This window comes from Salsuginibacillus halophilus (genome assembly GCF_003014715.1).
Lineage (GTDB): Bacteria > Bacillota > Bacilli > Bacillales > Marinococcaceae > Salsuginibacillus > Salsuginibacillus halophilus.
Genome location: NZ_PYAV01000019.1, coordinates 1 through 22,124, shown reverse-complemented (window position 1 = coordinate 22,124; position 22,124 = coordinate 1). Strand labels below are relative to the sequence as shown.

The following is a 22,124-nucleotide window of genomic DNA, read 5'->3' as shown; positions in this document are numbered from 1 at the left end:
TTCCAACGCCTTCATCTTTTATACTTAATTACAAATCAACTGTTCTCAAAACAGAAGAAGGCAGTTATACGCATTAAATAATAATAACACAGTTTTTCAACCTCTTCAATACTTCACTGCCTTTAAGATGTAATATCCTTTATTTTTCTTCACAAGCTCCACTTCCGAAAACAACGTAGCAAGTTTCTCCTTCGCTGATGGCGCCCCCTGCTTTTTCCGGATGACCACCCAAAATTCACCTGAAGAAACTAAACGCGCAGCTGCCTCTTCAAAAATGCGGTGCACAACAGCTTTACCCGCACGTATCGGCGGATTTGTTACAATCGCTGCATACAATTGATCCGGTGTATTTTGAAGGCCGTCACTCGCCTGGACGTGAATATTCGCTAACCCATTTACATCCCGATTTGCTTCAGCCAGCGCAAGCGCTCTTTCATTTACATCAAACAGCCATACAGCCCGTTCGGTTTCTGCAGCAAGCGGCAGACCAATGGCGCCGTACCCGCAGCCTACATCTGCGATCGGGCCATTCACTTTTGGAAACATAAACTCCTCAACAAGCAGCTCGCTGCCTGTATCAAGTTCCCCTTTAGAAAAAACTCCTTGGTCAGTCGTGAACATAAAATTCCGGCCGCGCAGTTCAGCTCGAATCTTTTCCGGCCGGCTTTCAACACTCGGCTGCTCTGTAAAGTAGTGATCAGACACCGGCACCCCTCCTTCACTACACTTTATCTTCATCCCGTGCGACACGACCCACACTAAAAAGACGTTTATGCACTTCGTTCATGCCGCATTAAAAAAGAGCTCCCCTGTGAAAGGGAAGCCCTCGACCCGCAGGGGCAAGCTTACTTAATTTCGATGGAAGCGCCTGCTTCTTCAAGCTGGCTCTTGATGTCTTCAGCGTCTTCTTTGCTAACGCCTTCTTTAAGTGTGTCAGGAGCACCGTCAACAACAGCTTTCGCTTCTTTAAGGCCAAGACCTGTAAGTTCGCGAACAACTTTGATAACGTTAACTTTGGAGCTTCCAGCGTCAGTAAGAACAACGTCGAATTCTGTTTGTTCTTCTTCTTCAACTGCAGGGCCAGCGCCGACAGCAACTGGAGCTGCTGCAGTGACACCAAATTCTTCTTCAATAGCCTTTACAAGATCGTTCAATTCAAGAACGGACATTTCTTTGATCGCTTCAATGATTTGTTCGTTACTCATTGGAGATCCTCCTTTAAAATAATTGTTTTTCAGGGCATACCCTGGATTTACGCGCCTTCTTCTTCCTTCTGATCTGCCACTGCTTTGCTGGCAAGAGCGAAGTTGCGGATCGGCGCCTGTAGAACGTTAAGCAGCATAGAAACAAGGCCGTCGTAGGACGGAAGCTCTGCGAGTTGCTTAACATCTTCTGTGGATGTAACTTGACCTTGAATGATACCAGCTTTAAGCTCAAGAACTTTATGGTCCTTCGCGAATTCGTTTAGAATACGCGCTGGTGCTACAGCGTCTTCACGGCTTGTAGCAATCGCTGTTGGGCCTACAAGGTATTCATCAAGCTCAGTCAAACCTGTTTTTTCAGTGGCACGGCGCGTCAAAGTGTTCTTGTACACTTTCATGTCGACGTTTTCCGCACGCAGCTTATTCCGTAGTTCATTGATTTGCTCTACTGTCAAACCACGGTAATCAACAAGAACAGCTGATTCTGTGTTTTCAAGCTTGTCAGCGATCTCATCAACAACCTGTTGTTTTTGTTCAATGACTGTGCTCATCCTTTTACACCTCCTACATCTCTGCTTCACACCGCAGGGACACCGGACAAAAAAAGTGCCTCAGCGTCCGCAGACACTAAGGCACTCGCCGGCTCTCCTACACACGAATGCGCAGAAAAAGCATATCCATCAACGAGCCTCGGCAGGATATTAAGCAAACATGCACCTGCTGTCTACGGCGTGAAATTCAATTGTTTATAAACCTTATACATCATAGCGCTTCAAGCACTTAATGTCAACAGCTTACTTTAAGTTCAGTGACGGGATATCTACTTCAACACCAGGACCCATTGTCGAAGCAACTGCAACGTTTTTCACGTAAGTGCCTTTGGCAGCAGCAGGCTTCGCTTTCATCAATGTATCCATCAACGTGCGGAAGTTTTCAAGCAGCGCTTCATCACTGAAAGAAACTTTACCGATTGGGGCGTGGATGTTACCTGCTTTATCAACGCGGTATTCAACTTTACCAGCTTTGATTTCACCGATAGCTTTTTCCACTTCCATCGTTACCGTACCTGTTTTCGGGTTCGGCATTAAGCCTTTTGGACCGAGAACTTTACCGAGCTTACCAACTTGGCCCATCATGTCCGGCGTTGCAACAACAACGTCGAAGTCCATCCAGCCCTGCTGAATTTGATTGATCAAGTCGTCTTCGCCGACAAAGTCAGCTCCGGCTGCTTCAGCTTCTTTTGCTTTCTCACCTTTTGCGAACACAAGAACGCGCTGGGTTTTACCTGTACCGTGCGGTAGTACAACCGCACCGCGGATTTGTTGGTCCGCTTTACGAGGGTCAACGCCGAGGCGCACTGCTGCTTCAACAGTTTCGTCGAAGTTCGCAATTGAAGTTTTTTTCACAAGTTCGATCGCTTCTTCTGCATTGTGTGTTGCATCGCGATCGATCAATTTGACGGCATCTTGGTATTTCTTACCACGTGTCTTCGCCATCATTCATTCCTCCTCTGTTGTGGTTATAACGGCAGAACCTCCCACGAAGAAAGGTTGCGAATTTGCTCGCAACCTCTGCAACAAGCGCACTTAGCCTTCTACGTTAAGACCCATGCTGCGCGCTGTACCTTCCACCATAAGCATAGCAGCTTCAACATCTGCTGCGTTCAAGTCCGGCTGCTTTGTTTCAGCAATCTCGCGAACTTGTTCACGAGTGACAGAGCCTACTTTTTCTTTATGCGGCTCGCCGGATCCTGTTTCGATTCCGGCTGCTTTTTTAAGCAGAACGGCAGCTGGTGGAGTCTTCGTAATAAAGGTAAACGAACGGTCCTCATATACAGTGATTTCAACAGGAATAATCATACCTGCTTGATCTTCAGTACGGGCGTTGAATTCCTTACAGAATCCCATGATGTTTACACCAGCTTGTCCCAAAGCCGGGCCTACTGGCGGCGCCGGGTTCGCTTTACCGGCAGGGATTTGCAGTTTGACGACTTTTTCAACTTTTTTCGCCACGCGACACACCTCCTTAGTCCGTGATGTGGTTATTCAGACTTAATAAGCCCTCCCACGTTTTCGACAGGCTCAACGCTTGGTTGACCTATCTTTTAGCCATATCAAACATTAAAATCTTATCACTTCAGCAAGCGTTCATCAAGACTTGATTTACGAAATCTTTTCAACTTGATGAAATTCAAGCTCTACCGGGGTTTCACGGCCGAACATGTTTACGTGCACTTTCACTTTCTGCTTTTCAACATCGATCTCTTCCACCGTACCAGTGAAGTCAGCAAAAGGCCCTTCCTTCACGCGGACCGCTTCTTTAATGTCGAAGTCGACTTCAGCTTTTGGTGCATCTTCACCCATTTGACGAAGAATACCGTCAACTTCATCCGGAAGCAGCGGGGTCGGTTTCGCCCCTGCGCCACTCGAGCCGATAAACCCAGTTACACCAGGCGTGTTGCGCACAACATACCAAGAGTCATCTGTCATAACCATTTCAACGATGACGTAACCTGGGAACGTTTTGCGCGTTACCGTTTTTGCTTTACCGTCTTTAATTTCTGTTTCATCTTCAACAGGCACGAGCACACGGAAGATTTTATCAGTCATCCCCATTGACTCGACGCGCTTGTCCAAGTTCTTCTTTACTTTGTTTTCATAACCTGAATACGTGTGAACAACATACCAGTTCTTTTCCATAGGGCCGGACGGCTCCTCCTTCCACTGTCACCAAAGTTCGTTATTGCAGGAATGTACGCACGAGATAGGACAGACCTTGATCCACGAGCGCAAAAAAGACCGTTACAAATAGTACGGTTGCAAGAACAACACCCGTATATTTCACCAATTCCTGGCGCGTCGGCCATGTCACCCGTTTCATTTCCCGGCCGACATCGCGTAAAAACTTAATTGGACTTTTCGATTCCTCCGCCATCTGCGCCACCTCCTCACTTGAAGCTTTGTGTGTACCGGGCCGCCAAAAAGCGGCTGACATTAAAAAACAACCGCAGCCCGGGTGGCGGACCTTCAGCGGTTATTGTCCATGCGTCCATCTAAGCTTATATTTTTGCTTAACTGCGTGTTCGTCATTTGAAAATCTGATACATATACCGTTTAAAATTATCATACGAATGAAGTACTGTCAATCTTACAAGTGACGCTTCAGCGCATGAAACCTGTTATCGGAAAAGGACAAACCAACCTCCCCCTGACAAAAAGGCGACTGTTCAGTTTGTCCATTTTGTTTAGATACACAAAATTCCGACAAATTTTTTGCTAATAACTTGACAAACGGGTGAGTTGAACCCGGTCTTCTAACTTACGCTTGATACGCTGCAGGGCGTTATCAATAGACTTAACATGCCTGTCGAGCTCTGCAGAAATCTCGTTATACGTGTGGCCATCCAAGTAGCGGCTGAGTACTTTCTGCTCAAGGTCACTTAACACTTCACGGATACGACCTTCTACAACTTCGCTTTCTTCGCGATTGACCAGCAGCACTTCCGGGTCTGTGACTGTTTGTCCGCACAAAACATCAAGCAGGGTCCGGTCAGCTTCTTCATCATACAACGGCTTGTCTAAAGAAACATAAGAATTTAACGGAATATGCTTTTGACGCGTCGCCGTTTTAATAGCTGTGATAATCTGCCGCGTAATACATAGTTCAGCAAAAGCGCGGAAGGAGGACTGCTTGTCCCCTTTAAAGTCGCGCACAGCTTTGTACAGTCCGATCATCCCTTCTTGAATGATATCTTCGTGATCCGCCCCGATTAAAAAGTAAGAGCGCGCTTTTGCCCGGACGAAGTTTTTGTACTTATTGACGAGCTTTTCTAGTGAGGCGCTGTCGCCGCCTTTAGCTCCTTGTACGAGCGTTTCGTCTTCGCCGTATACTCGCTCGAAGTTATCGTGCCGTTTTTCCATGAGGTTGACGCTCACTACGATCCCTCCGCCCTTCACTGAAATGTATAAATATAGAAATATTATATAGTACCCGTTATGAAAGCGTCAACAGGTCAGCGGCCCTTCCGACGTAATTTGTCAAAATATTCGGCGACATCATCGGGTAAATTGAGTCGTGACCCTGCAGATTGACGCTTCGTCTCGGCAACTTCTTTTTCAATCGCTTGATCGGCTTGGTTTAATGCGATCCGCAATTCCCGGGCCGATATACGGAGGGCGCCGCTGCCAAACGTTAACGACTGCTCCGCAAAATCTGATGTCGCAACATAGACCCTTGTGCGGACATTTTTAATCTCGCGGACGAGCTTTTCAATCCGCTCGTCCGCTGTTTCGTTTTCCCGTGTGTACTGCACATCAACTTGATGCTGGTGGTACGCACGCCCCACCCCCGGCACCATATGCGCATCAAAAATCACTTTCACTTCAATACCTTTATACGCTTGATACTCCGCCATCCGCTGGACGAGCTGATCGCGGGCTTCATTTAAGTCCCGGTCGCGCAATGTTTTTAATTCCGGCCAGTCGCCGATGATATTATAGCCGTCCACAATCATGACATCTTTCATGATCACTTCTGCCCTTTCAGCTCACGTTTACGGACAACTTCATACATGAGCAGGCTGGCTGTTACCGAAGCGTTCAACGAGGTAACTTGACCAAACATCGGTACGGTTAAAAGAAAATCGCACGCCTCTCTTACTAAGCGGCTCATCCCTTTCCCCTCACTTCCGATCACAAGCCCTAGTCCTGTATCCGCCTCAAGCTCACGATAATCCGATGTGCCGGCGGCGTCTGTGCCGGCAATCCAAAGGCCTTGTTCTTTTAAATCTTCAAGGGTGCGGGCGATGTTGGTCACCCTCGCTACAGGTACGTGCTCAACCGCCCCGGTGGATGCTTTAGCGACTGCCTGAGTTAAGCCGGCTGCACGCCGCTTTGGAATGATCACACCGTGCGCCCCGGCAGCGTCTGCGGTTCTAAGTACCGACCCGAGGTTGTGCGGATCTTCCACGCCATCAAGAACGATGAAAAACGGCTGTTCATTCCGATCACGAGCATTAGCGAACAAATCATCAATATCAGCATACGTATAAGCTGCGACAGATGCTACGACACCTTGGTGCTGCGGGGTGCCGGCAAGCTCGTCCACTTTCTTTTTCGGCACATATTGAATGAGGGCGTCTACTTCCTTTGACTGCTGCACAATTTTTTGCACAGCCTGACGTTTCGTATTTTCTGCAATCCAGACTTTATGAACCGGCCGTCCACCTACAAGCGCTTCATGCACCGCATTTTTTCCGATAATCCACTCTTCACTCACGTTCACTTCCTCCTTCCTTTCCTTCATCCGCCATCTTCAGCGCCTGCGCAATTAATGTACGCAAGCGCTCTTGGCGGTCCATTAAATATAAATAGCCGATTAATGCTTCAAAACCTGTACTATATCGATACGTTGCAGGATCTGCACTTTTCGGCACAGTTGATTTCGCGTTACGACCGCGACGAAGGACAGCCGCTTCCTCAGCCGTAAGCACATCCTGCTCGATAAAATCATGCGCTGCCTTCGCCTGGGCATAAGCAGATACATATGCTGTCGATGCTTTATGCAGTTCATTTGGTTTAGCAACCCCTTGATTGATCACGTGCATGCGGACATAAACTTCTTGTACAGCATCACCAACGTAAGCTAGAAGAATAGGGTTTGCCTGTTTTGGGTCAACAATCGTCTCCAAAGGTTCCATCATCAACCCCGTTTCCAGCGCGTACCCTGCGCTGTATCTTCTAAAATAATGCCCCGGGCAGCAAGGTCATCACGAATCCGGTCAGCTTCTTGAAAGTTTCGATCTTTGCGCGCTTGAATGCGTTGTTCAATTAACGCCTCGACTTCCTCATCAAGCACTTCTTCTGCACGCTCAAACGTCAAGCCAAGCACTTCTTCCCACTCACGGAGCAGTTCAAGCATACCTTCAAGCACCTGTACGTTAGAGTGAGCCTCATCAAGATAGCGGTTGGCTGCTTTTACAAAATCAAAGATCACCGTAAAAGCGTTTGGCGTGTTGAAGTCATCATCCATCTCACGGACAAACGCATACCGGTACTGATCAAGCTCTTCAAGCCAGTTGCCTTCACTTCCGAGATCTGCACTCTCCTGCAGGCGGTGCTTAATGTTATCGACGAGCGTCTGAATCCGGTTGAGGCTGTTTTGAGCCGATTCAATCAATTCGTCATTAAAATTGATCGGATTACGGTAATGAGACTGCAGCATATAGTAACGGATCACATTCGCGTCGTGCTGTTGAATAATGTTATGCACGAGTATAAAGTTACCGAGTGACTTTGACATCTTCTCGTCATCGACGGTGATATAACCGTTATGCAGCCAGTAGTGTGCCAGCGGTTCCCCGGTTAAGGCTTCGGATTGCGCGATTTCATTTTCGTGGTGCGGAAAGGCAAGATCCTGTCCGCCGGCATGAATGTCGATCGTTTCACCGAGGTGTTTCTGCACCATGGCTGAGCACTCAATGTGCCACCCCGGCCGGCCTTCACCCCACGGGCTCTGCCACGCAATTTCTCCTGGTTTCGCCTGCTTCCAGAGCGCAAAGTCCAGAGGATCCTTCTTCGCTTCATCCACATCTATGCGCGCCCCAGCCTGTAAGTCCTCTAAATCCTGACCGGAGAGCTTGCCGTATGACGTAAACGAGCGGGTGGAGAAATACACATCACCAGCTACTTCGTACGCATAGCCCTTTTCAATTAAACGCTCGATAAAAACAATGATATCATCCATCGCTTCAGTAACACGCGGGTGTTTATCTGCCGGCAGCACGCCGAGCGGCTTGGTATCTTCGTGATAAGCGCGGATAAATGTTTCTGCGAGCGTTAAAACATCCTCTCCAGTTTCTTCAGCTGCTTTAATAATCTTGTCATCAACATCGGTGAAGTTGGATACATACGTCACCTCATAGCCGCGGTACATGAAATACCGGCGCACCATATCAAACACGATGGCCGGCCGGGCGTTGCCGATGTGAATGTAGTTGTAAACGGTCGGTCCGCACACATACATCGAAACTTTCCCTTCCTCCATCGGGGCAAATGCTTCTTTCTGCCGGCGCAGCGTATTATACATTTGAATTGTCATCTTCTTCACTCCTTACTGATTCACCGTTTTGCGGCTCATCCTGCTGCTTAGTAACAGCGAGCGCTTCTTTCAGTTCAGCCACTTCCTCTTCAAGCTGCTTCAAACGCTCCGACACCGGATCAGGCAGCTTATGGTGGTCAAGCTGCTCTTTCACTTTCATCCCATTTTTTACAACAACTTTACCCGGAATTCCTACAACCGTCGCATTTGGCGGAACTTCTTTTAACACGACAGACCCTGCACCGATATTTGAGTTTTCCCCGATGGTCATTGAGCCGAGAATTTTTGCACCGCTTGCAATTAAGACGTGGTCTTCAACCGTCGGGTGACGCTTGCCTTTTTCTTTCCCGGTACCACCGAGGGTGACGCCTTGATAAATCGTTACGTTATCACCGATTTCACAAGTTTCTCCGATGACAACCCCCATGCCGTGGTCAATAAACAGACGCTGTCCGATTTTAGCCCCAGGGTGGATTTCAATCCCTGTAATAAAGCGACTCACCTGGGATAAAAGCCGGGCGAGAAAAAACAGTTTTTTTCGCCACAACCAATGCGCTACCCGGTGCCCCCATACTGCATGCACACCAGAGTACGTGAGCACAACTTCAATCCGGCTGCGCGCGGCCGGGTCTTGTTCAAATACAACATCGATATCGTTTAAAAATGTTCGTAGCATCGCCTCTCCCTCTCTTCTCGTTCTCAGCTTATTCAATCACATCACTTTGTTCATTGGTGCTATTTCCTTGGCCCGATACGAAAAAAGCGCCACTGCACCTGTACAGGTGCAGAGACGCCTCGTTTGCGCGGTCCCACTCTGCTTAAGTCGTGGCGATACACGACTCCGCTTTTGTGCCTGTAACGGGGCACAACCGCCTTGACAGATTCGGCACCATCAAGGGCTCCAAGGGGCAATTCCAAACGTCATCCTCTCAACCGCTTTCAGCCGGGGCGGTCGTCTCTGCAAAGAGGAGCGGGCGTTTGTACGTTCATCCTTTTCAGCGCGCAGGGCATGTTTAGTTGTTAAGCATTCTCAGCAATGGCAGCGGCCTGCTCAAGTCGAGCGGCAACAACATCACGGCCGAGCAGGTGAATCGCCCGCGGAAGCTCCGGGCCGTGGGTTTGACCGCTGACCGCCACACGGATCGGCATAAACAGCTGCTTGCCTTTTTGACCTGTTGCTTTTTGCGTAGCTTTTGTCGCCTGCTTGACAGCTTCTGGCGTGAAGGCTTCAAGTGCGAGCAGCTCTTCACGGAAGTGGCGGAGCACCGGGCCGACATTGTCCCAGCCAAGTACTTCTTTTGCTTCTTCATCATATGCAAGTTCGTCTTTGAAAAACAACCCGGACAACTCTACAATTTCTCCAGCATAATGCATCTGTTCTTGATACAAGCTGACGAGTTCTTTGACCCAAGCATAATCATCCTCATTTAAGCTGTCAGACACTAAACCTGCCTGCTGCAGATGCGGCAGTGCTAATTCAGTTAAGCGGTCAAGGTCTGCATCTTTAACATACTGATTGTTCATCCAGGCAAGTTTATTTGTATCAAAGATCGCCGGCGCTTTTGATACGCGTTCCAAACTGAACTGTTCAATAAGCTCATCCATTGTGAACAATTCTTCTTCGCCACCTGGTGACCAGCCGAGCAGGGCTAGGAAGTTCACAAGTGCCTCCGGCAGGTAGCCGTAGTCGCGGTACTGCTCCACAAACTGCATAATCGTTTCATCACGCTTACTCATCTTCTGGCCATCCGGATTCAAGATGAGGGAAGCGTGCGCAAAACGCGGCGGCTCCCAGCCGAAAGCTTTGTAAATTAACGCCTGGCGCGGCGCGTTGGAAAGGTGCTCCTCACCACGCACAACATGGGAAATCTCCATTAAGTGATCATCAATGACAACCGCAAAGTTATACGTCGGTACGCCGTCACTGCGGCAGATAACAAAGTCACCGATGCCGTCGGTGTCAAAAGATACGTGTCCACGGACCACATCATCAATGACGACTGTTTCACCCGTTGGCACTTTAAAGCGGACGACCGGCTTTAAGCCTTTTGCTTCATAGGCCTCGCGGTCTTCTTTCGTTAAATTACGATCACGGCCGCTGTATTTCGGCATTTCACCGCGGGCAAGCTGCGCTTCCCGTTCAGCTTCAAGTTCTTCTGCCGTCATGTAACAGTAATACGCCCAGCCTGCTTCAATGAGCTGATTGATATAAGACGTGTAAATATCGACACGCTCCATCGAACGATACGGTCCGTGCGGGCCGCCGATATCTGTACTTTCATCCCACTCCAAGCCAAGCCATTTTAAACTGTCGAGAAGCTTATCTGTCGCTTCCTGGATGTTTCTCGCCTGGTCTGTATCCTCAATACGTACAATAAACTTGCCGCCTTGGGCACGGGCGAACAAATAATTAAACAGCGCAGAACGTGCGCCTCCAATATGCAGATGGCCGGTCGGACTCGGCGCAAAGCGGACTCTTACTTCATTTGACATAAGTGACACCTTCCTCTTAAAACTGATGACAAAGCTTTTTAAATTTATTACCAAACATTAAATTTCGTCCATCTATCGATAACCGCATTTTATCATACTCACTACGATTATAAACCAAACCGAAAACGAAGTGCTATTTTTCTGTCAGAAGTACGACCGCCTGCGCCGCCATACCCTCTTCGCGCCCGGTAAACCCTAGTTTTTCCGTCGTTGTTGCTTTTACATTGACTTGTGTCGTTTCCGCTTGAAAAAGCTCGGCAATGCGCGCGCGCATATCTTCAATATAAGGGGCCATCTTCGGCTTTTGTGCCATTAATGTTGCATCAATGTTGCCAAGCTTCATACCGCGCTCGTCTGCCATGGCAACCACCTGCTGCAAAAGCGCTGCTGAATCCGCCCCTTTATACGCCGGATCTGTGTCCGGAAAATGCCGACCGATATCACCTTCACCGAGCGCCCCAAGGACGGCGTCAGTGATCGCATGCAAAAGCACATCAGCATCCGAGTGACCGGAAAGCCCATGTGTATGCGGAATACGGATGCCGCCCAGAATCAGCGTCTCCCCATCTTCAAGCTTGTGTACGTCATACCCTTGTCCAATTCTCACGTTCCTGCCTCCCCTGCCCGTTTGGCTAGAATTGCTTCTGCCAGCGTCATATCTTCCGGCGTTGTCAGCTTAATGTTATCATAATCACCTTCAACAACCGCCACCTCGCCACCGGCAGCTTCAACAAGACTTACATCATCGGTGCCTTGAAAACCTGTTTCATCAGCATATGCATAAGCCTGCTGCAGCACTTCCGGACGGAAAGCCTGCGGCGTCTGGGCCGCCCAGAGTTCCGAACGTTTCAACGTCTGTTTCACGCGGCCTTCTTGATCCACCTGCTTGATCGTATCCGTCGCAGGTACAGCGAGAAGTGCTGCCCCGCTCTGCTCGGCTTCTAAAAGCAGCGCATGAATTCGTTCTATTGCAACAAACGGACGGGCACCGTCATGTACAAGAAGCAGCGGTGCGTCCATCACTTGAGCAGCACCGGCGCGCACACTATCCTGGCGCTCACTGCCACCTGCAACAACCCGGTCGGCTTTCGTTGCGCCTGCTTCTTCTGCTAACGCCTGCATTTCATCAAGCTCATTTTCACTGGCGACAAGCACAATGCGTTCACAACGCGGATCCGCCTGAAAAACAGCAAGTGTATGCGCGATGATCGGGCGCCCCTGGAGGGTAAGGAATGCTTTATTCACAGCAGCCTGCATACGGCGCCCTTGACCGGCAGCCGGAATGACAACCGCATAGTTCATAATTTATGCCTCTTCTTTCTCTAACGGATTTTCAGCAGCCTTTATCATACAATTGAACGGCCGCTGAAAGCAACTGTTCATTCGCGTTGCTAACAAGCGGCCGTACGTATTAAAGCGCCTGCTCCATAAGTTTTGGCTTTGCAAAAATCATGCGGCCGGCACTCGTCTGCAGGACGCTGGTCACTACAACTTCAAGTGCAGCACCAATATGCTCGCGGCCTTCCTCAATGACAATCATTGTCCCATCATCCAGGTATGCAACACCTTGATTATACTCTTTACCATCTTTAATCACTTGAACGTGCAGCTCTTCACCAGGGAGTACAACCGGTTTTACGGCGTTGGACAAGTCATTAATGTTGAGGACAGCGACCCCTTGCAGGTCACAAACTTTATTTAAGTTAAAATCATTTGTTACAACGATGCCGCCAGTCTTCTTTGCAAGTTTCACAAGTTTGCTGTCTACTTCTTGAATATCGTCAAAGTCTGCGTCTGTAATTTCTACATTGACCTCAATCTCTTTTTGAATCCGGTTAAGGACATCAAGGCCGCGCCGGCCCCGGTTACGCTTTAAACCATCTGAGGAATCAGCAATCTGCTGTAGTTCTTCAAGTACAAATTCCGGAATGACAAGTGTTCCTTCCACAAAGCCGGTTTGACAAATATCAGCGATCCGGCCATCAATAATGACACTCGTATCTAAAAGCTTAGGAAGCGCGGTATGTTTGTCTGCTGCAGCACCTGCGGCAGCGTCACTTTCAGACGCTTCAACAGCCTCTGTACCTTTTTTCCGCTCCTTTGGTGGAATTTTTCCAGCACCGATCAGTTGTGTTAACTCATCACGCTTTTTAAATCCGACTTTAAATCCGAAGTAACCGAGAAAGAATGTAATGAAGATTGGTAGTAATTCACTTAAAACTGGAATTTGAATCGTGTTGAGCGGGATTCCAACGAGAAAGGCAACGACCAAACCGAAGACAAGGCCAAGCGTACCGAACAATACATCGGTAACAGGGGCTTTTACAATAGATTCCTCAATCTTGTGCATGAACTGTACAATGTAAGAAGCACTCCAAAACGTAGCTAAAAAGATAACAACCGACCCGATAACTGCTCCTACATACGGGTTCCCAAGCCATGCCGGAAAAGTATCACCATTCATAAGAGATAAAAATTCAGGAATAAAGACGAAACCCAGTGTCCCTCCGGCAAGTAAGAAAAATAACTGAACAATTCGTTTTAACAACACCATTCACCTCCCTTTCCCCCATTATACCTTCTTGAAAGTGTTTCAAACGCCAACGCACAAATTGACATTAAATTTTAAAGACTGAAACCTATAGGGGGAGCTTAACTTAAAGAATAGCAAGGCGGCCAAAAGTTGTCAATTTTATAAATTTTATATTATACCTTATTTCACACCTTACGACAAGTTCTGCTAAACATTCCGGTCAATAAACAATTGCTCTTGAATGCGGTTAATGCCTTCCTTAATTGCACGCGCCCGGGCTTCACCTACACCGTCGACTTCATTTAACATCTCCGGTGTCGCTGCGGCAATTTCACTCAATCCGCCAAAAGCCGACACGAGGTTATGCACAACCGATGATGGCAGACGCGGCACGCGGTACAAAATTCTGTACCCCCGCGGCGTAATGGTATGTTCCTGCAGCTCTTTCGGACGCTGATAGCCGAGCTGCTTCATAATCATTTGATCATCCATCAGTTCTGCACTGCTTAACTGCTGCAGGTTCTTCACAATCGCGTCTGCCTTCTTGAGATCTTTGACATAGTCTTTCACAAGCAGTTGCGCTTCTTGCTCCATATCTGCGACAAGTTCATTCAGCTGCATCGTCACAAGCCGTCCTTCTACACCTAATTCCTGCACATAACGACGGATCTCCTGCTTAATGCGCAGCACCATCTCAATACGGTGCATCACTTGAGCTACATCTTGAAGAGATACGAGTTCTTCAAATTCCAAAGCGCCAAGGTTCGTTAAGCTTTGATCAAGTACAACTTTATATTTTTCAAGGGTTTGAATCGCTTGGTTCGCTTTCGTTAAAATGACGCCCATATCTTTTAAAGCGTAACGATGCTCTCCTTGATAAAGGGTGATGATATGGCGACGCTGCGAGATGGACACGACAACACTTCCTGTCTGCTTAGCCACACGTTGAGCTGTACGGTGCCGGATTCCGGTTTCAGACGAGGGGATCGCATTGTTTGGCACAAGCTGGGTATTTGCATAAAGGATGCGGCTTGCATCTTCACTTAAAATAATCGCCCCGTCCATTTTGGCCAGTTCGTATAAATTCGCCGGTGTAAATTCACAATGAATATCAAAGCCGCCGTCTACGATGTCTTTCAGCTCTTCTGTATGACCGAGCACGATTAAACCGCCGGTGTTGGCGCGCAGGACATTATCCAGACCATCACGAAGCGGTGTGCCCGGCGCGACTAACTTTAATACTTCTTCGATAAACGCATCTTTTTCACGGTTCATCCGGCTGCCCCCCTTTCATTGTTCATATTTGTTACCAGACGCCACGGCTTCCTTCGGCTGTGACTTTAAGTGCCTCTTCAAGGGTGTGTACCGGTACAATTTCAATCCCGTCCGGCTTCGTCCAGCCGCCTTCATTTTTCGCTGGAATGACCGCCCGTGTAAAGCCAAGCTTTGCTGCCTCTTTAATGCGCTGGTCAACTTTGGAGATGCGGCGGATCTCCCCTGTTAACCCGACTTCACCCATCACAGCGTCTGTCGGCTGAGTCGGCTGATCACGGAAGCTTGAAGCAATTGCCACAACCATGGCTAAGTCTACCGCCGGTTCATCAAGTTTTACCCCACCGGCCACGTTCAAGTAAGCATCCTGATTTTGGAGAAGCATACCAACCCGCTTTTCAAGAACCGCCATTAATAAACTAAGCCGATTTTGGTCAAGTCCTGTCGCCGTCCGCTTCGGGTTTGCGTAAGTGGTCGGGGCAACGAGTGCTTGGATTTCAACAAGCACCGGCCGTGTGCCTTCCATAGCGGCAGCAACGATCGACCCTGAAGCACCTTGCGAACGATCTTCTAAAAAGATTTCTGAAGGGTTTTTCACCTCTACAAGTCCCGACTCTTCCATATCAAAAATACCGATCTCATTTGTCGATCCAAAGCGGTTTTTCACTGCCCGCAAAATCCGGTACGTATGGTGACGCTCGCCTTCAAAGTAAATGACCGAGTCCACCATATGCTCTAACATCTTCGGTCCAGCAATAGAGCCCTGCTTTGTGACGTGACCGACAATAAAGACCGCGACCCCCTGCTGCTTGGCAATGTTCATAAACGCATTGGTAGATTCGCGCACTTGTGCTACACTCCCTGGCGCAGAAGTGACATCATCATATTGCACCGTTTGAATCGAATCAATGATCACAAGCGCCGGCTTCGTATCATGAATGGCCTGTTCAATAACGCCCATGTTTGTCTCCGGCATGACATAAAGCGTTTCTGCATCAACGCCGAGGCGGTCTGCACGCAGCTTTGTCTGCTTTAGTGACTCCTCACCGGAAATATAAAGCACAGATTCATTCATGCCGGCAAGGGCTGCACTTAACTGCAGAAGCAGCGTAGATTTTCCAATACCGGGGTCACCACCGACAAGGACAAGTGAGCCCGGCACAATTCCGCCGCCAAGCACCCGGTTTAATTCGCTGAGCGGGGTTTTCAGCCGGGGTTCTTCATCCCCTGAAACTTGATTAATCGACTGTGGTTTTTTGGCACCGCTTAACCGGGCAGGACTGGCAGAAGGGGCAGCACCCCGCTGCTTTGGCTCGGGGCTTTCAATCTCTTCAACCATGGTGTTCCATTCTTGGCACCCCGGGCACCGGCCCATCCATTTTCTTGATTCATAGCCGCATTCTTGACAGACAAACTTCGTCTTCGTTTTTGCCATGAGGTTCCCTGCTTTCTTTATGTATATGCCGAAAACCGGCAGCATTCCCTGCCGGTTCCGGATAAAAGTAAGGGAGGCGTCTTGCCTACCTAAGGAAGATCGTTCCTTGTTTATGAATTAGCTGGTGTTTGTTCTTGAATGGTAACGACAAAGTCGTCCGCTTCTTCATCTACATCAATTACTGCAGACTGCCCTTTTTGAATATCACCTTTTAGGAGTGCTTCAGAGAGGCGGTCTTCCACCTGCTTCTGTAAAGCCCGGCGGAGCGGGCGTGCCCCGTACTCCGGATCAAAGCCTTCATCAGCAATCCGGTCTTGAGCTGCTTTTGTCAGCTCAAAGTCCACTTCCTGCTCTTGCAGGCGCTTGCGGAGCTCTTCAGCCATTAAGCCGACAATTTCTTTAATGTGCTCTTTTTCAAGGCTGTGAAAGACAATAAGTTCGTCGATCCGGTTTAAAAACTCCGGACGGAATGTGTTTTTCAATTCACCCATCACTTTGTCTTTCATATCCGAATAATCTTTGCCCTCTTCCTGGGTTGCAAAGCCAACGAATTTGTTGCGCTTCAATGTAGCTGCACCAACGTTGGATGTCATAATAATCGCCGTATTTCGGAAGTCAACTTTGCGGCCTTTAGAGTCTGTTAAATGCCCATCTTCAAGCACTTGCAGCAAGATATTAAACACTTCCGGGTGCGCCTTTTCAATTTCATCAAGCAAAATGACAGAGTACGGATACTGCCGCACTTTTTCCGTCAGCTGTCCGCCTTCTTCAAAGCCGACATACCCCGGTGGTGAGCCGACGAGGCGGCTGGTCGCGTGTTTCTCCATATACTCGGACATATCAATGCGGAGCACGGACTCTTCATCACCAAAGAGCGTCTCTGCAACAGCCCGGGCAAGCTCCGTTTTACCGACACCGGTTGGACCGAGGAAAATAAACGATCCGATCGGACGTTTTGGATCTTTTAAACCAGCCCGTGCGCGGCGGACTGCCTTTGAAATGGCTTTGACCGCTTCATCCTGGCCAATGACCCGGTTGTGCAGAATGTCTTCCATACGTAGGAGCCGGTCGGTTTCTTCTTCAGCGAGCTTTGATACCGGGATACCGGTCCAGCTTGCTACGACCTGGGCAATGTCTTCATTCGTGACCTCAGTATTTTCTTGCCCCTGCTTTTCTTTCCATTCATCTTTCATCTCTTCAAGCTGCTCACGCAGACGCTGTTCACTATCGCGCAAAGAAGCCGCCTTTTCAAATTCCTGACTCTGCACTGCTGCATCTTTTTCTTTCCGTGTCTCTTCAAGTTTCTGTTCCATCTCTTTTAAGTTCGGCGGTGCCGTGTAAGAGCGGAGACGTACTTTTGAAGCTGCTTCATCAATTAAGTCGATCGCTTTATCCGGGAGAAAACGGTCAGGAATATAACGGTCGGACATGCGCACAGCTTCTGCGATCGCTTCGTCGCTGATCGTCACGCGGTGGTGTGCTTCGTAACGGTCGCGCAGGCCGCTCAAAATCTGGGTAGACTCATCATTGGTCGGTTCATCCACTTGAATCGGCTGAAAACGACGCTCTAAAGCTGCGTCTTTTTCAATGTACTTGCGATACTCATCTAGTGTCGTCGCACCAATGCACTGCAGTTCGCCGCGAGCAAGGGACGGCTTAAGAATGTTAGATGCATCAATAGCACCTTCTGCTCCTCCGGCACCGATCAATGTGTGCAGCTCATCAATGAACAAAACAACGTTTCCAGCTTGACGGATTTCCTCCATGACTTTCTTTAAGCGGTCTTCAAATTCACCGCGGTATTTTGTGCCGGCGACAACCGTTCCCATATCAAGTGTCATCACACGTTTGTTGCGGAGAATTTCCGGAACTTCGTTTGAGATGATGGATTGCGCAAGACCTTCTGCAATCGCCGTTTTACCAACACCCGGCTCACCAATGAGCACCGGGTTGTTTTTCGTCCGGCGGGAAAGGACTTGGATCACGCGCTCAATTTCTTTACTGCGTCCGATTACAGGGTCCAAGCTTTCTTCTTTTGCTACTGCGGTTAAATCGCGGGCAAGACTGTCGAGCGTCGGTGTGTTCGCGTTTGTGCCTGCACCTGCAGAGCCACCCTGCTGATTTGCGCTGTTGGCAGAAGATTCGTTGCTTCCTAACAGCTGCAAGACCTGCTGGCGGGCTTTGTTTAAGCTGACACCAAGGTTGTTAAGTACGCGAGCAGCAACACCTTCACCTTCGCGGATTAAACCAAGAAGGATGTGCTCTGTACCGACGTAAGAATGGCCGAGCTTGCGCGCTTCATCCATCGAAAGCTCAATCACTTTTTTGGCCCGCGGCGTGTAATGTATCGTCTTTGCGCCTTCTTGACCAGCACCAATCAAGGATTCAACTTCTTCTTGAATCTGCTCCGGTTCAAGCGCGAGTGCCTGCAGCGCTTTTGCTGCGATACCTTCGCCTTCACGGATTAACCCTAGAAGGATATGTTCTGTACCAATGTTATTGTGTCCGAGCCGAATCGCTTCTTCCTGCGCGAGGGCAAGAACTTTCTGCGCTCTTTCTGTAAACCTACCAAACATCATTCACTTCCACCTCCACTAAGTTCATCACCTTGTTCTTCAAGCTTAAGCCGCTCCCGAATCAACGAAGCCCGCCGCTCATCACGCTCTCCTGGGGAAAGCGCGGCGCCGGCGTACTGCTGCAGCATTGCCGGCTGGGTGAGCACCATGAGTTCGTTTAAAATATCGCCGGACACCCCTTGAAGGAGTCCAGCATCAATCGCAAAGCGGACATCGGACAAACGCTGGGCTGATTCTTTTGATTCCATAATCCGGCTAAACCGGAGCTGTCCGTAAGATCGGTACATTCGGTCTTCGAGCTGCAGCCGTGACGTATTCAACAAGTGCTCCCGTGCTTTTCTTTCCTGCTGAAGCAGCTGATCTACAACGCCTTCAAGTTCATCCACAATGTCCTGCTCGGACTTTCCAAGCGTCACTTGATTTGAGATTTGAAAAAGGTTACCTAAAGCTTCGCTGCCTTCCCCGTAAATCCCTCTTACAGCAAGCCCCACCTGGTTGACCGCCGGCATCATCCGATTGAGCTGCTGGGTCATTACAAGTGCCGGCAGATGCATCATGACCGAAGCACGCATACCAGTCCCTACATTCGTCGGGCAGCTCGTTAAGTAACCTAGCTCTTCGTCATAAGCGTACGTCACTTTTCCTTCAAGCCAATCATCAACTTTATTAGCAGTTTCTAAACCTTCTTTTAGTTGAAAACCCGGCAGTAAACACTGCAGCCGCAGGTGGTCTTCCTCATTAATCATGATGCTAATCGATTCATCTCCACTCAAAAGAAGCGCGCCATGTGTGGATTTGTCTGCAAGGTAAGGGCTGATTAAATGCTTCTCAACAAGAATCCTCCGCTCATTTGAAGACAAACGATCCATCGTTACCGCATGTAGAGGCCGCTCAGCTTGAAAACTTGATAAATCGATTTCAGCAGTCGTATAGTTCATTAAGGTTTGGGCGGACTCCTCCGGTGCAGTTACTGGAAACGGATAACCTTCTAAGTTGCGGGCAAACCGAATGCGTGAACTGAGCACGATATCCGATGCCGGACCTTTCTGCTTCATCCAAGGGCTGACCGCCTCGGCAATAAATTTTTTTAATGACATTATGCATCCCCCGTTTCATCAAGGGAATCACGGCTGTGCAATGCCCGGATACGGTCTCTTACTTCAGCTGCTTTTTCAAACTCTTCATTTACAATATGCTCCTGCATTTCAGCTTGCAGCTGTTCGATCTCCTGCTGCACATTTCGGCGCGGCACCGCATGTTTGGGTGATTTTCCAGTGTGCATGTGATAACCGCTGTGCACCCGGCTTAATACCGGCTTCAAACGCGCTTCAAACGTTTCGTAACAGCGGGCACAGCCTAATTTCCCAACCTTTCGAAACTGCTCATAAGTCATGCCGCATGACTGACAAGCAGGGTGACGAGACTTACGGGCCGGAGCCGCTGTTTGTGAGGTTGGGCTGTCGCTGTGCAGCAAGCCGGATAAAAGTTCATGGATCGAGTAGCTGTTTGCACCTGGCACATGATCGCCACGTTCTTTTGCACATTGATCGCAAAGCGACATTTCCGTTTTTTCGTTGTTTACGATTTTTGTAAAATGCAGCGTCGCCTGGCGCTTCTGGCATTGTTGACAGAGCATTTTCGTCCCCCTCTCTCAACCTTTATGCCGGACGGTTACATCTCATACTGCAAACGATACAGCATCGCACGCAGCACATTCGCCCGTATATAATCACGATCTTGAGGATAAGTCAGAGACAACACTTCTCTTTGGATCGCAGCCTCCATCATCTTCGCCTCCCGGGGCGTGATGGCTTCTTCTTCAAGAAGACGTGCGATCATACTTTCTGCTGTGTGCTGATCTACTTTATCCTGAATGAGCTTTTGTAGATGACCACAAAGTTCAGCTTGGTCGGAGGGGGTCACCTTAGAAATCCGGATATAACCGCCCCCTCCCCTCTTACTTTCCACGAAATAGCCTTTTTCAACCGTAAAACGTGTACGAATGACGTAATTTATTTGTGAAGGGACGCATTGAAACCTTTCTGCTATTTCACTTCGCTTAATCTCGATTAAATCCTGCTCACTCTGGGTTAAAACCGCTTTTAAATATTGCTCAATAATATCAGAGGTGTTGCGCATTCTGTCTACCTCCCTCCCTCCTCCTTGACCTTGACTATCTTTGACTTTAACTATTTTTAATATAATATAATCCCTTGCGAAATGCAAGGGATTCAGGCTGGGGATCGAATTGTAAAGTATTTATACCTGTAGACGCCCCGGCTTTGTAATAATAGTCTCTTCTACACCATCAATATTTTGTAATCGCTCATATATTAGCCCCTGCTCAACCTCCGTAGAGCGCCTTACCTCAATTTGATAAGCTGTTCGATCACTTTCCGTTGGGTGAGCTTGGCTTTTCACCTTCGTAACTGAAACACCCATATCCTCTAATTCACGGATGGCATAATGAAGCGTATGTTGAAATCGGTCAACACGTAGTTGAATCTCATCTAAGCGCTCACGTGACTTGAATAACCCATCAATCCGGTTTAAGAAAAATAAACTCATAAGAACAATAACTGTTGTAAAACCAGCGGCAAAATACATACCAGCACCAGTAGCTAGACCAATACCGGCGACAACCCAAATTGAAGCTGCTGTTGTTAAACCGCGCACAGACACACCTTGTACAATGATTGTACCAGCGCCTAGAAAACCTACACCACTAATTACATAAGCTGCTAAACGTGAAGGGTCATAAGCGACTTCATCCGGGCGTTGATCCAAATACGATTCAAAACCAAACATCGCCATCAGCATAACTAAGCATGCCCCTACACCTACGAGCATATGTGTACGAAATCCTGCCGGATGATGCTTATACTCACGCTCAATACCGATCGCTCCAGCCAAGCCAGCTGCAATCAAAAGGCGTAGAAGCATCACCACATAAACTTCTATCTCTTGTACTTGAATAAATAGATCCACACACTTTTCCCTCCTTTTACTGAAAGTTTTAAGATTTCTACAAAAATGATATATTATTTTACTATACCATAGAATGAAACATGAATATAAATAAAAAAATAGCCTCCAGTATTCAACTGGAGACTACTTGATTTGCTTGGCGACGTCCTACGCTCACAAAGGGTTGCCCCTTCATTACCATCGGCGCTGAAGAACTTAACTTCCGTGTTCGGCATGGGAACGGGTGTGACCTCTTCGCCGTCATCACCAAGCTGATTGAGCGTCGTTCGCTCAAAACTGGATAACCGACAACTGCTTCCACAATGAAGTGCGTCTTGAATTGTGTCTATAGGATAAGCCCTCGATCGATTAGTATCGGTCAGCTCCATGTGTCACCACACGTCCACTTCCGACCTATCAACCTCGTCATCTTCGAGGGATCTTACTCACTTGACGTGATGGGAAATTTCATCTCGAGGGGGGCTTCATGCTTAGATGCTTTCAGCACTTATCCCGGCCGCACGTAGCTACCCAGCGATGCTCCTGGC

At 48.5% G+C, this 22,124-nt stretch carries 24 protein-coding genes, 2 rRNA genes and 1 other annotated feature; all 26 genes read right to left on the bottom strand.

The features are described from left to right. Positions 1-105: 105 nt before the first annotated feature. Entirely contained in the window at positions 106-705 is a 600-nt protein-coding gene (locus B0H94_RS14320) for a class I SAM-dependent methyltransferase (protein ID WP_106589946.1), read from the bottom strand. A gap of 140 nt (positions 706-845) precedes the next feature. Then, on the bottom strand, positions 846-1,205 hold the full coding sequence (gene rplL, locus B0H94_RS14315; RefSeq protein WP_106589945.1) for a 50S ribosomal protein L7/L12: 360 nt from the start codon (positions 1,203-1,205) through the stop codon (positions 846-848). Positions 1,206-1,252: 47 nt separating this feature from the next. Continuing rightward, positions 1,253-1,753 (bottom strand): 50S ribosomal protein L10, encoded by a 501-nt coding sequence (rplJ, locus tag B0H94_RS14310; protein WP_106589944.1) that lies wholly within the window; start codon positions 1,751-1,753, stop codon positions 1,253-1,255. Between the two features lie 42 nt (positions 1,754-1,795). Next, positions 1,796-1,950 (bottom strand) — a sequence feature (ribosomal protein L10 leader region). A 46-nt stretch (positions 1,951-1,996) separates the two neighbouring features. After that, a complete protein-coding gene (gene rplA, locus B0H94_RS14305; protein WP_106589943.1) occupies positions 1,997-2,698 on the bottom strand; it encodes a 50S ribosomal protein L1 in 702 nt (233 codons plus the stop codon). Between the two features lie 90 nt (positions 2,699-2,788). Next, complete coding sequence (gene rplK, locus B0H94_RS14300) at positions 2,789-3,214, bottom strand: 50S ribosomal protein L11 (protein WP_106589942.1); 426 nt, start codon at positions 3,212-3,214, stop codon at positions 2,789-2,791. A 150-nt stretch (positions 3,215-3,364) separates the two neighbouring features. Then, on the bottom strand, positions 3,365-3,901 hold the full coding sequence (gene nusG, locus B0H94_RS14295) for a transcription termination/antitermination protein NusG (protein WP_106589941.1): 537 nt from the start codon (positions 3,899-3,901) through the stop codon (positions 3,365-3,367). 40 nt (positions 3,902-3,941) lie between these two features. Continuing rightward, positions 3,942-4,136 carry a preprotein translocase subunit SecE gene (secE, locus tag B0H94_RS14290; protein ID WP_106589940.1) on the bottom strand — a complete coding sequence of 65 codons (195 nt, stop codon included), beginning with the start codon at positions 4,134-4,136 and terminating at the stop codon, positions 3,942-3,944. Positions 4,137-4,477: 341 nt separating this feature from the next. Next, positions 4,478-5,122: an RNA polymerase sporulation sigma factor SigH gene (sigH, locus tag B0H94_RS14285; RefSeq protein WP_106589956.1), complete on the bottom strand. Its 645-nt coding sequence runs from the start codon at positions 5,120-5,122 to the stop codon at positions 4,478-4,480. 92 nt (positions 5,123-5,214) lie between these two features. Continuing rightward, entirely contained in the window at positions 5,215-5,727 is a 513-nt protein-coding gene (locus tag B0H94_RS14280) for an NYN domain-containing protein (protein ID WP_106589939.1), read from the bottom strand. A 2-nt stretch (positions 5,728-5,729) separates the two neighbouring features. Continuing rightward, the gene (gene rlmB / locus B0H94_RS14275; RefSeq protein WP_181315431.1) at positions 5,730-6,479 is read right to left on the bottom strand and encodes a 23S rRNA (guanosine(2251)-2'-O)-methyltransferase RlmB; all 750 of its coding nucleotides are present in this window, start codon (positions 6,477-6,479) and stop codon (positions 5,730-5,732) included. After that, positions 6,472-6,900, bottom strand: a complete 429-nt coding sequence (locus B0H94_RS14270) for a Mini-ribonuclease 3 (protein ID WP_106589937.1) — start codon at positions 6,898-6,900, stop codon at positions 6,472-6,474. The genes rlmB and B0H94_RS14270 overlap by 8 nt, the downstream gene beginning before the upstream one ends. Before the next feature lie 2 nt (positions 6,901-6,902). Then, the gene (gene cysS, locus B0H94_RS14265; protein ID WP_106589936.1) at positions 6,903-8,300 is read right to left on the bottom strand and encodes a cysteine--tRNA ligase; all 1,398 of its coding nucleotides are present in this window, start codon (positions 8,298-8,300) and stop codon (positions 6,903-6,905) included. Then, positions 8,281-8,976, bottom strand: a complete 696-nt coding sequence (cysE, locus tag B0H94_RS14260) for a serine O-acetyltransferase (RefSeq protein WP_106589935.1) — start codon at positions 8,974-8,976, stop codon at positions 8,281-8,283. Before cysE ends, cysS begins: the two co-directional genes overlap by 20 nt. Before the next feature lie 344 nt (positions 8,977-9,320). After that, complete coding sequence (gltX, locus tag B0H94_RS14255) at positions 9,321-10,793, bottom strand: glutamate--tRNA ligase (RefSeq protein ID WP_106589934.1); 1,473 nt, start codon at positions 10,791-10,793, stop codon at positions 9,321-9,323. A gap of 133 nt (positions 10,794-10,926) precedes the next feature. Further along, a complete protein-coding gene (gene ispF / locus B0H94_RS14250; protein WP_106589933.1) occupies positions 10,927-11,400 on the bottom strand; it encodes a 2-C-methyl-D-erythritol 2,4-cyclodiphosphate synthase in 474 nt (157 codons plus the stop codon). After that, on the bottom strand, positions 11,397-12,095 hold the full coding sequence (gene ispD, locus B0H94_RS14245; RefSeq protein WP_106589932.1) for a 2-C-methyl-D-erythritol 4-phosphate cytidylyltransferase: 699 nt from the start codon (positions 12,093-12,095) through the stop codon (positions 11,397-11,399). The genes ispF and ispD overlap by 4 nt, the downstream gene beginning before the upstream one ends. Before the next feature lie 109 nt (positions 12,096-12,204). Next, positions 12,205-13,341, bottom strand: a complete 1,137-nt coding sequence (locus tag B0H94_RS14240) for a PIN/TRAM domain-containing protein (protein WP_106589955.1) — start codon at positions 13,339-13,341, stop codon at positions 12,205-12,207. Positions 13,342-13,533: 192 nt separating this feature from the next. After that, the gene (gene disA / locus B0H94_RS14235; RefSeq protein ID WP_106589931.1) at positions 13,534-14,601 is read right to left on the bottom strand and encodes a DNA integrity scanning diadenylate cyclase DisA; all 1,068 of its coding nucleotides are present in this window, start codon (positions 14,599-14,601) and stop codon (positions 13,534-13,536) included. Between the two features lie 31 nt (positions 14,602-14,632). Continuing rightward, positions 14,633-16,033 carry a DNA repair protein RadA gene (gene radA / locus B0H94_RS14230; protein WP_106589930.1) on the bottom strand — a complete coding sequence of 467 codons (1,401 nt, stop codon included), beginning with the start codon at positions 16,031-16,033 and terminating at the stop codon, positions 14,633-14,635. A 110-nt stretch (positions 16,034-16,143) separates the two neighbouring features. Continuing rightward, positions 16,144-18,612 carry an ATP-dependent protease ATP-binding subunit ClpC gene (gene clpC, locus B0H94_RS14225; protein WP_106589929.1) on the bottom strand — a complete coding sequence of 823 codons (2,469 nt, stop codon included), beginning with the start codon at positions 18,610-18,612 and terminating at the stop codon, positions 16,144-16,146. Then, positions 18,609-19,706 carry a protein-arginine kinase McsB gene (mcsB, locus tag B0H94_RS14220; protein WP_106589928.1) on the bottom strand — a complete coding sequence of 366 codons (1,098 nt, stop codon included), beginning with the start codon at positions 19,704-19,706 and terminating at the stop codon, positions 18,609-18,611. Before mcsB ends, clpC begins: the two co-directional genes overlap by 4 nt. Beyond that, positions 19,706-20,245, bottom strand: a complete 540-nt coding sequence (gene mcsA / locus B0H94_RS14215; RefSeq protein ID WP_106589927.1) for a protein-arginine kinase activator protein McsA — start codon at positions 20,243-20,245, stop codon at positions 19,706-19,708. Before mcsA ends, mcsB begins: the two co-directional genes overlap by 1 nt. A gap of 35 nt (positions 20,246-20,280) precedes the next feature. Continuing rightward, the gene (locus B0H94_RS14210) at positions 20,281-20,748 is read right to left on the bottom strand and encodes a CtsR family transcriptional regulator (protein WP_106589926.1); all 468 of its coding nucleotides are present in this window, start codon (positions 20,746-20,748) and stop codon (positions 20,281-20,283) included. 120 nt (positions 20,749-20,868) lie between these two features. Continuing rightward, positions 20,869-21,597, bottom strand: a complete 729-nt coding sequence (locus B0H94_RS14205) for an MgtC/SapB family protein (protein ID WP_245894073.1) — start codon at positions 21,595-21,597, stop codon at positions 20,869-20,871. A gap of 134 nt (positions 21,598-21,731) precedes the next feature. Beyond that, positions 21,732-21,848: ribosomal RNA gene (rrf, locus tag B0H94_RS14200) — 5S ribosomal RNA — on the bottom strand. A 77-nt stretch (positions 21,849-21,925) separates the two neighbouring features. Then, a 23S ribosomal RNA gene (locus B0H94_RS14195) occupies positions 21,926-22,124 on the bottom strand; the annotation flags it as partial.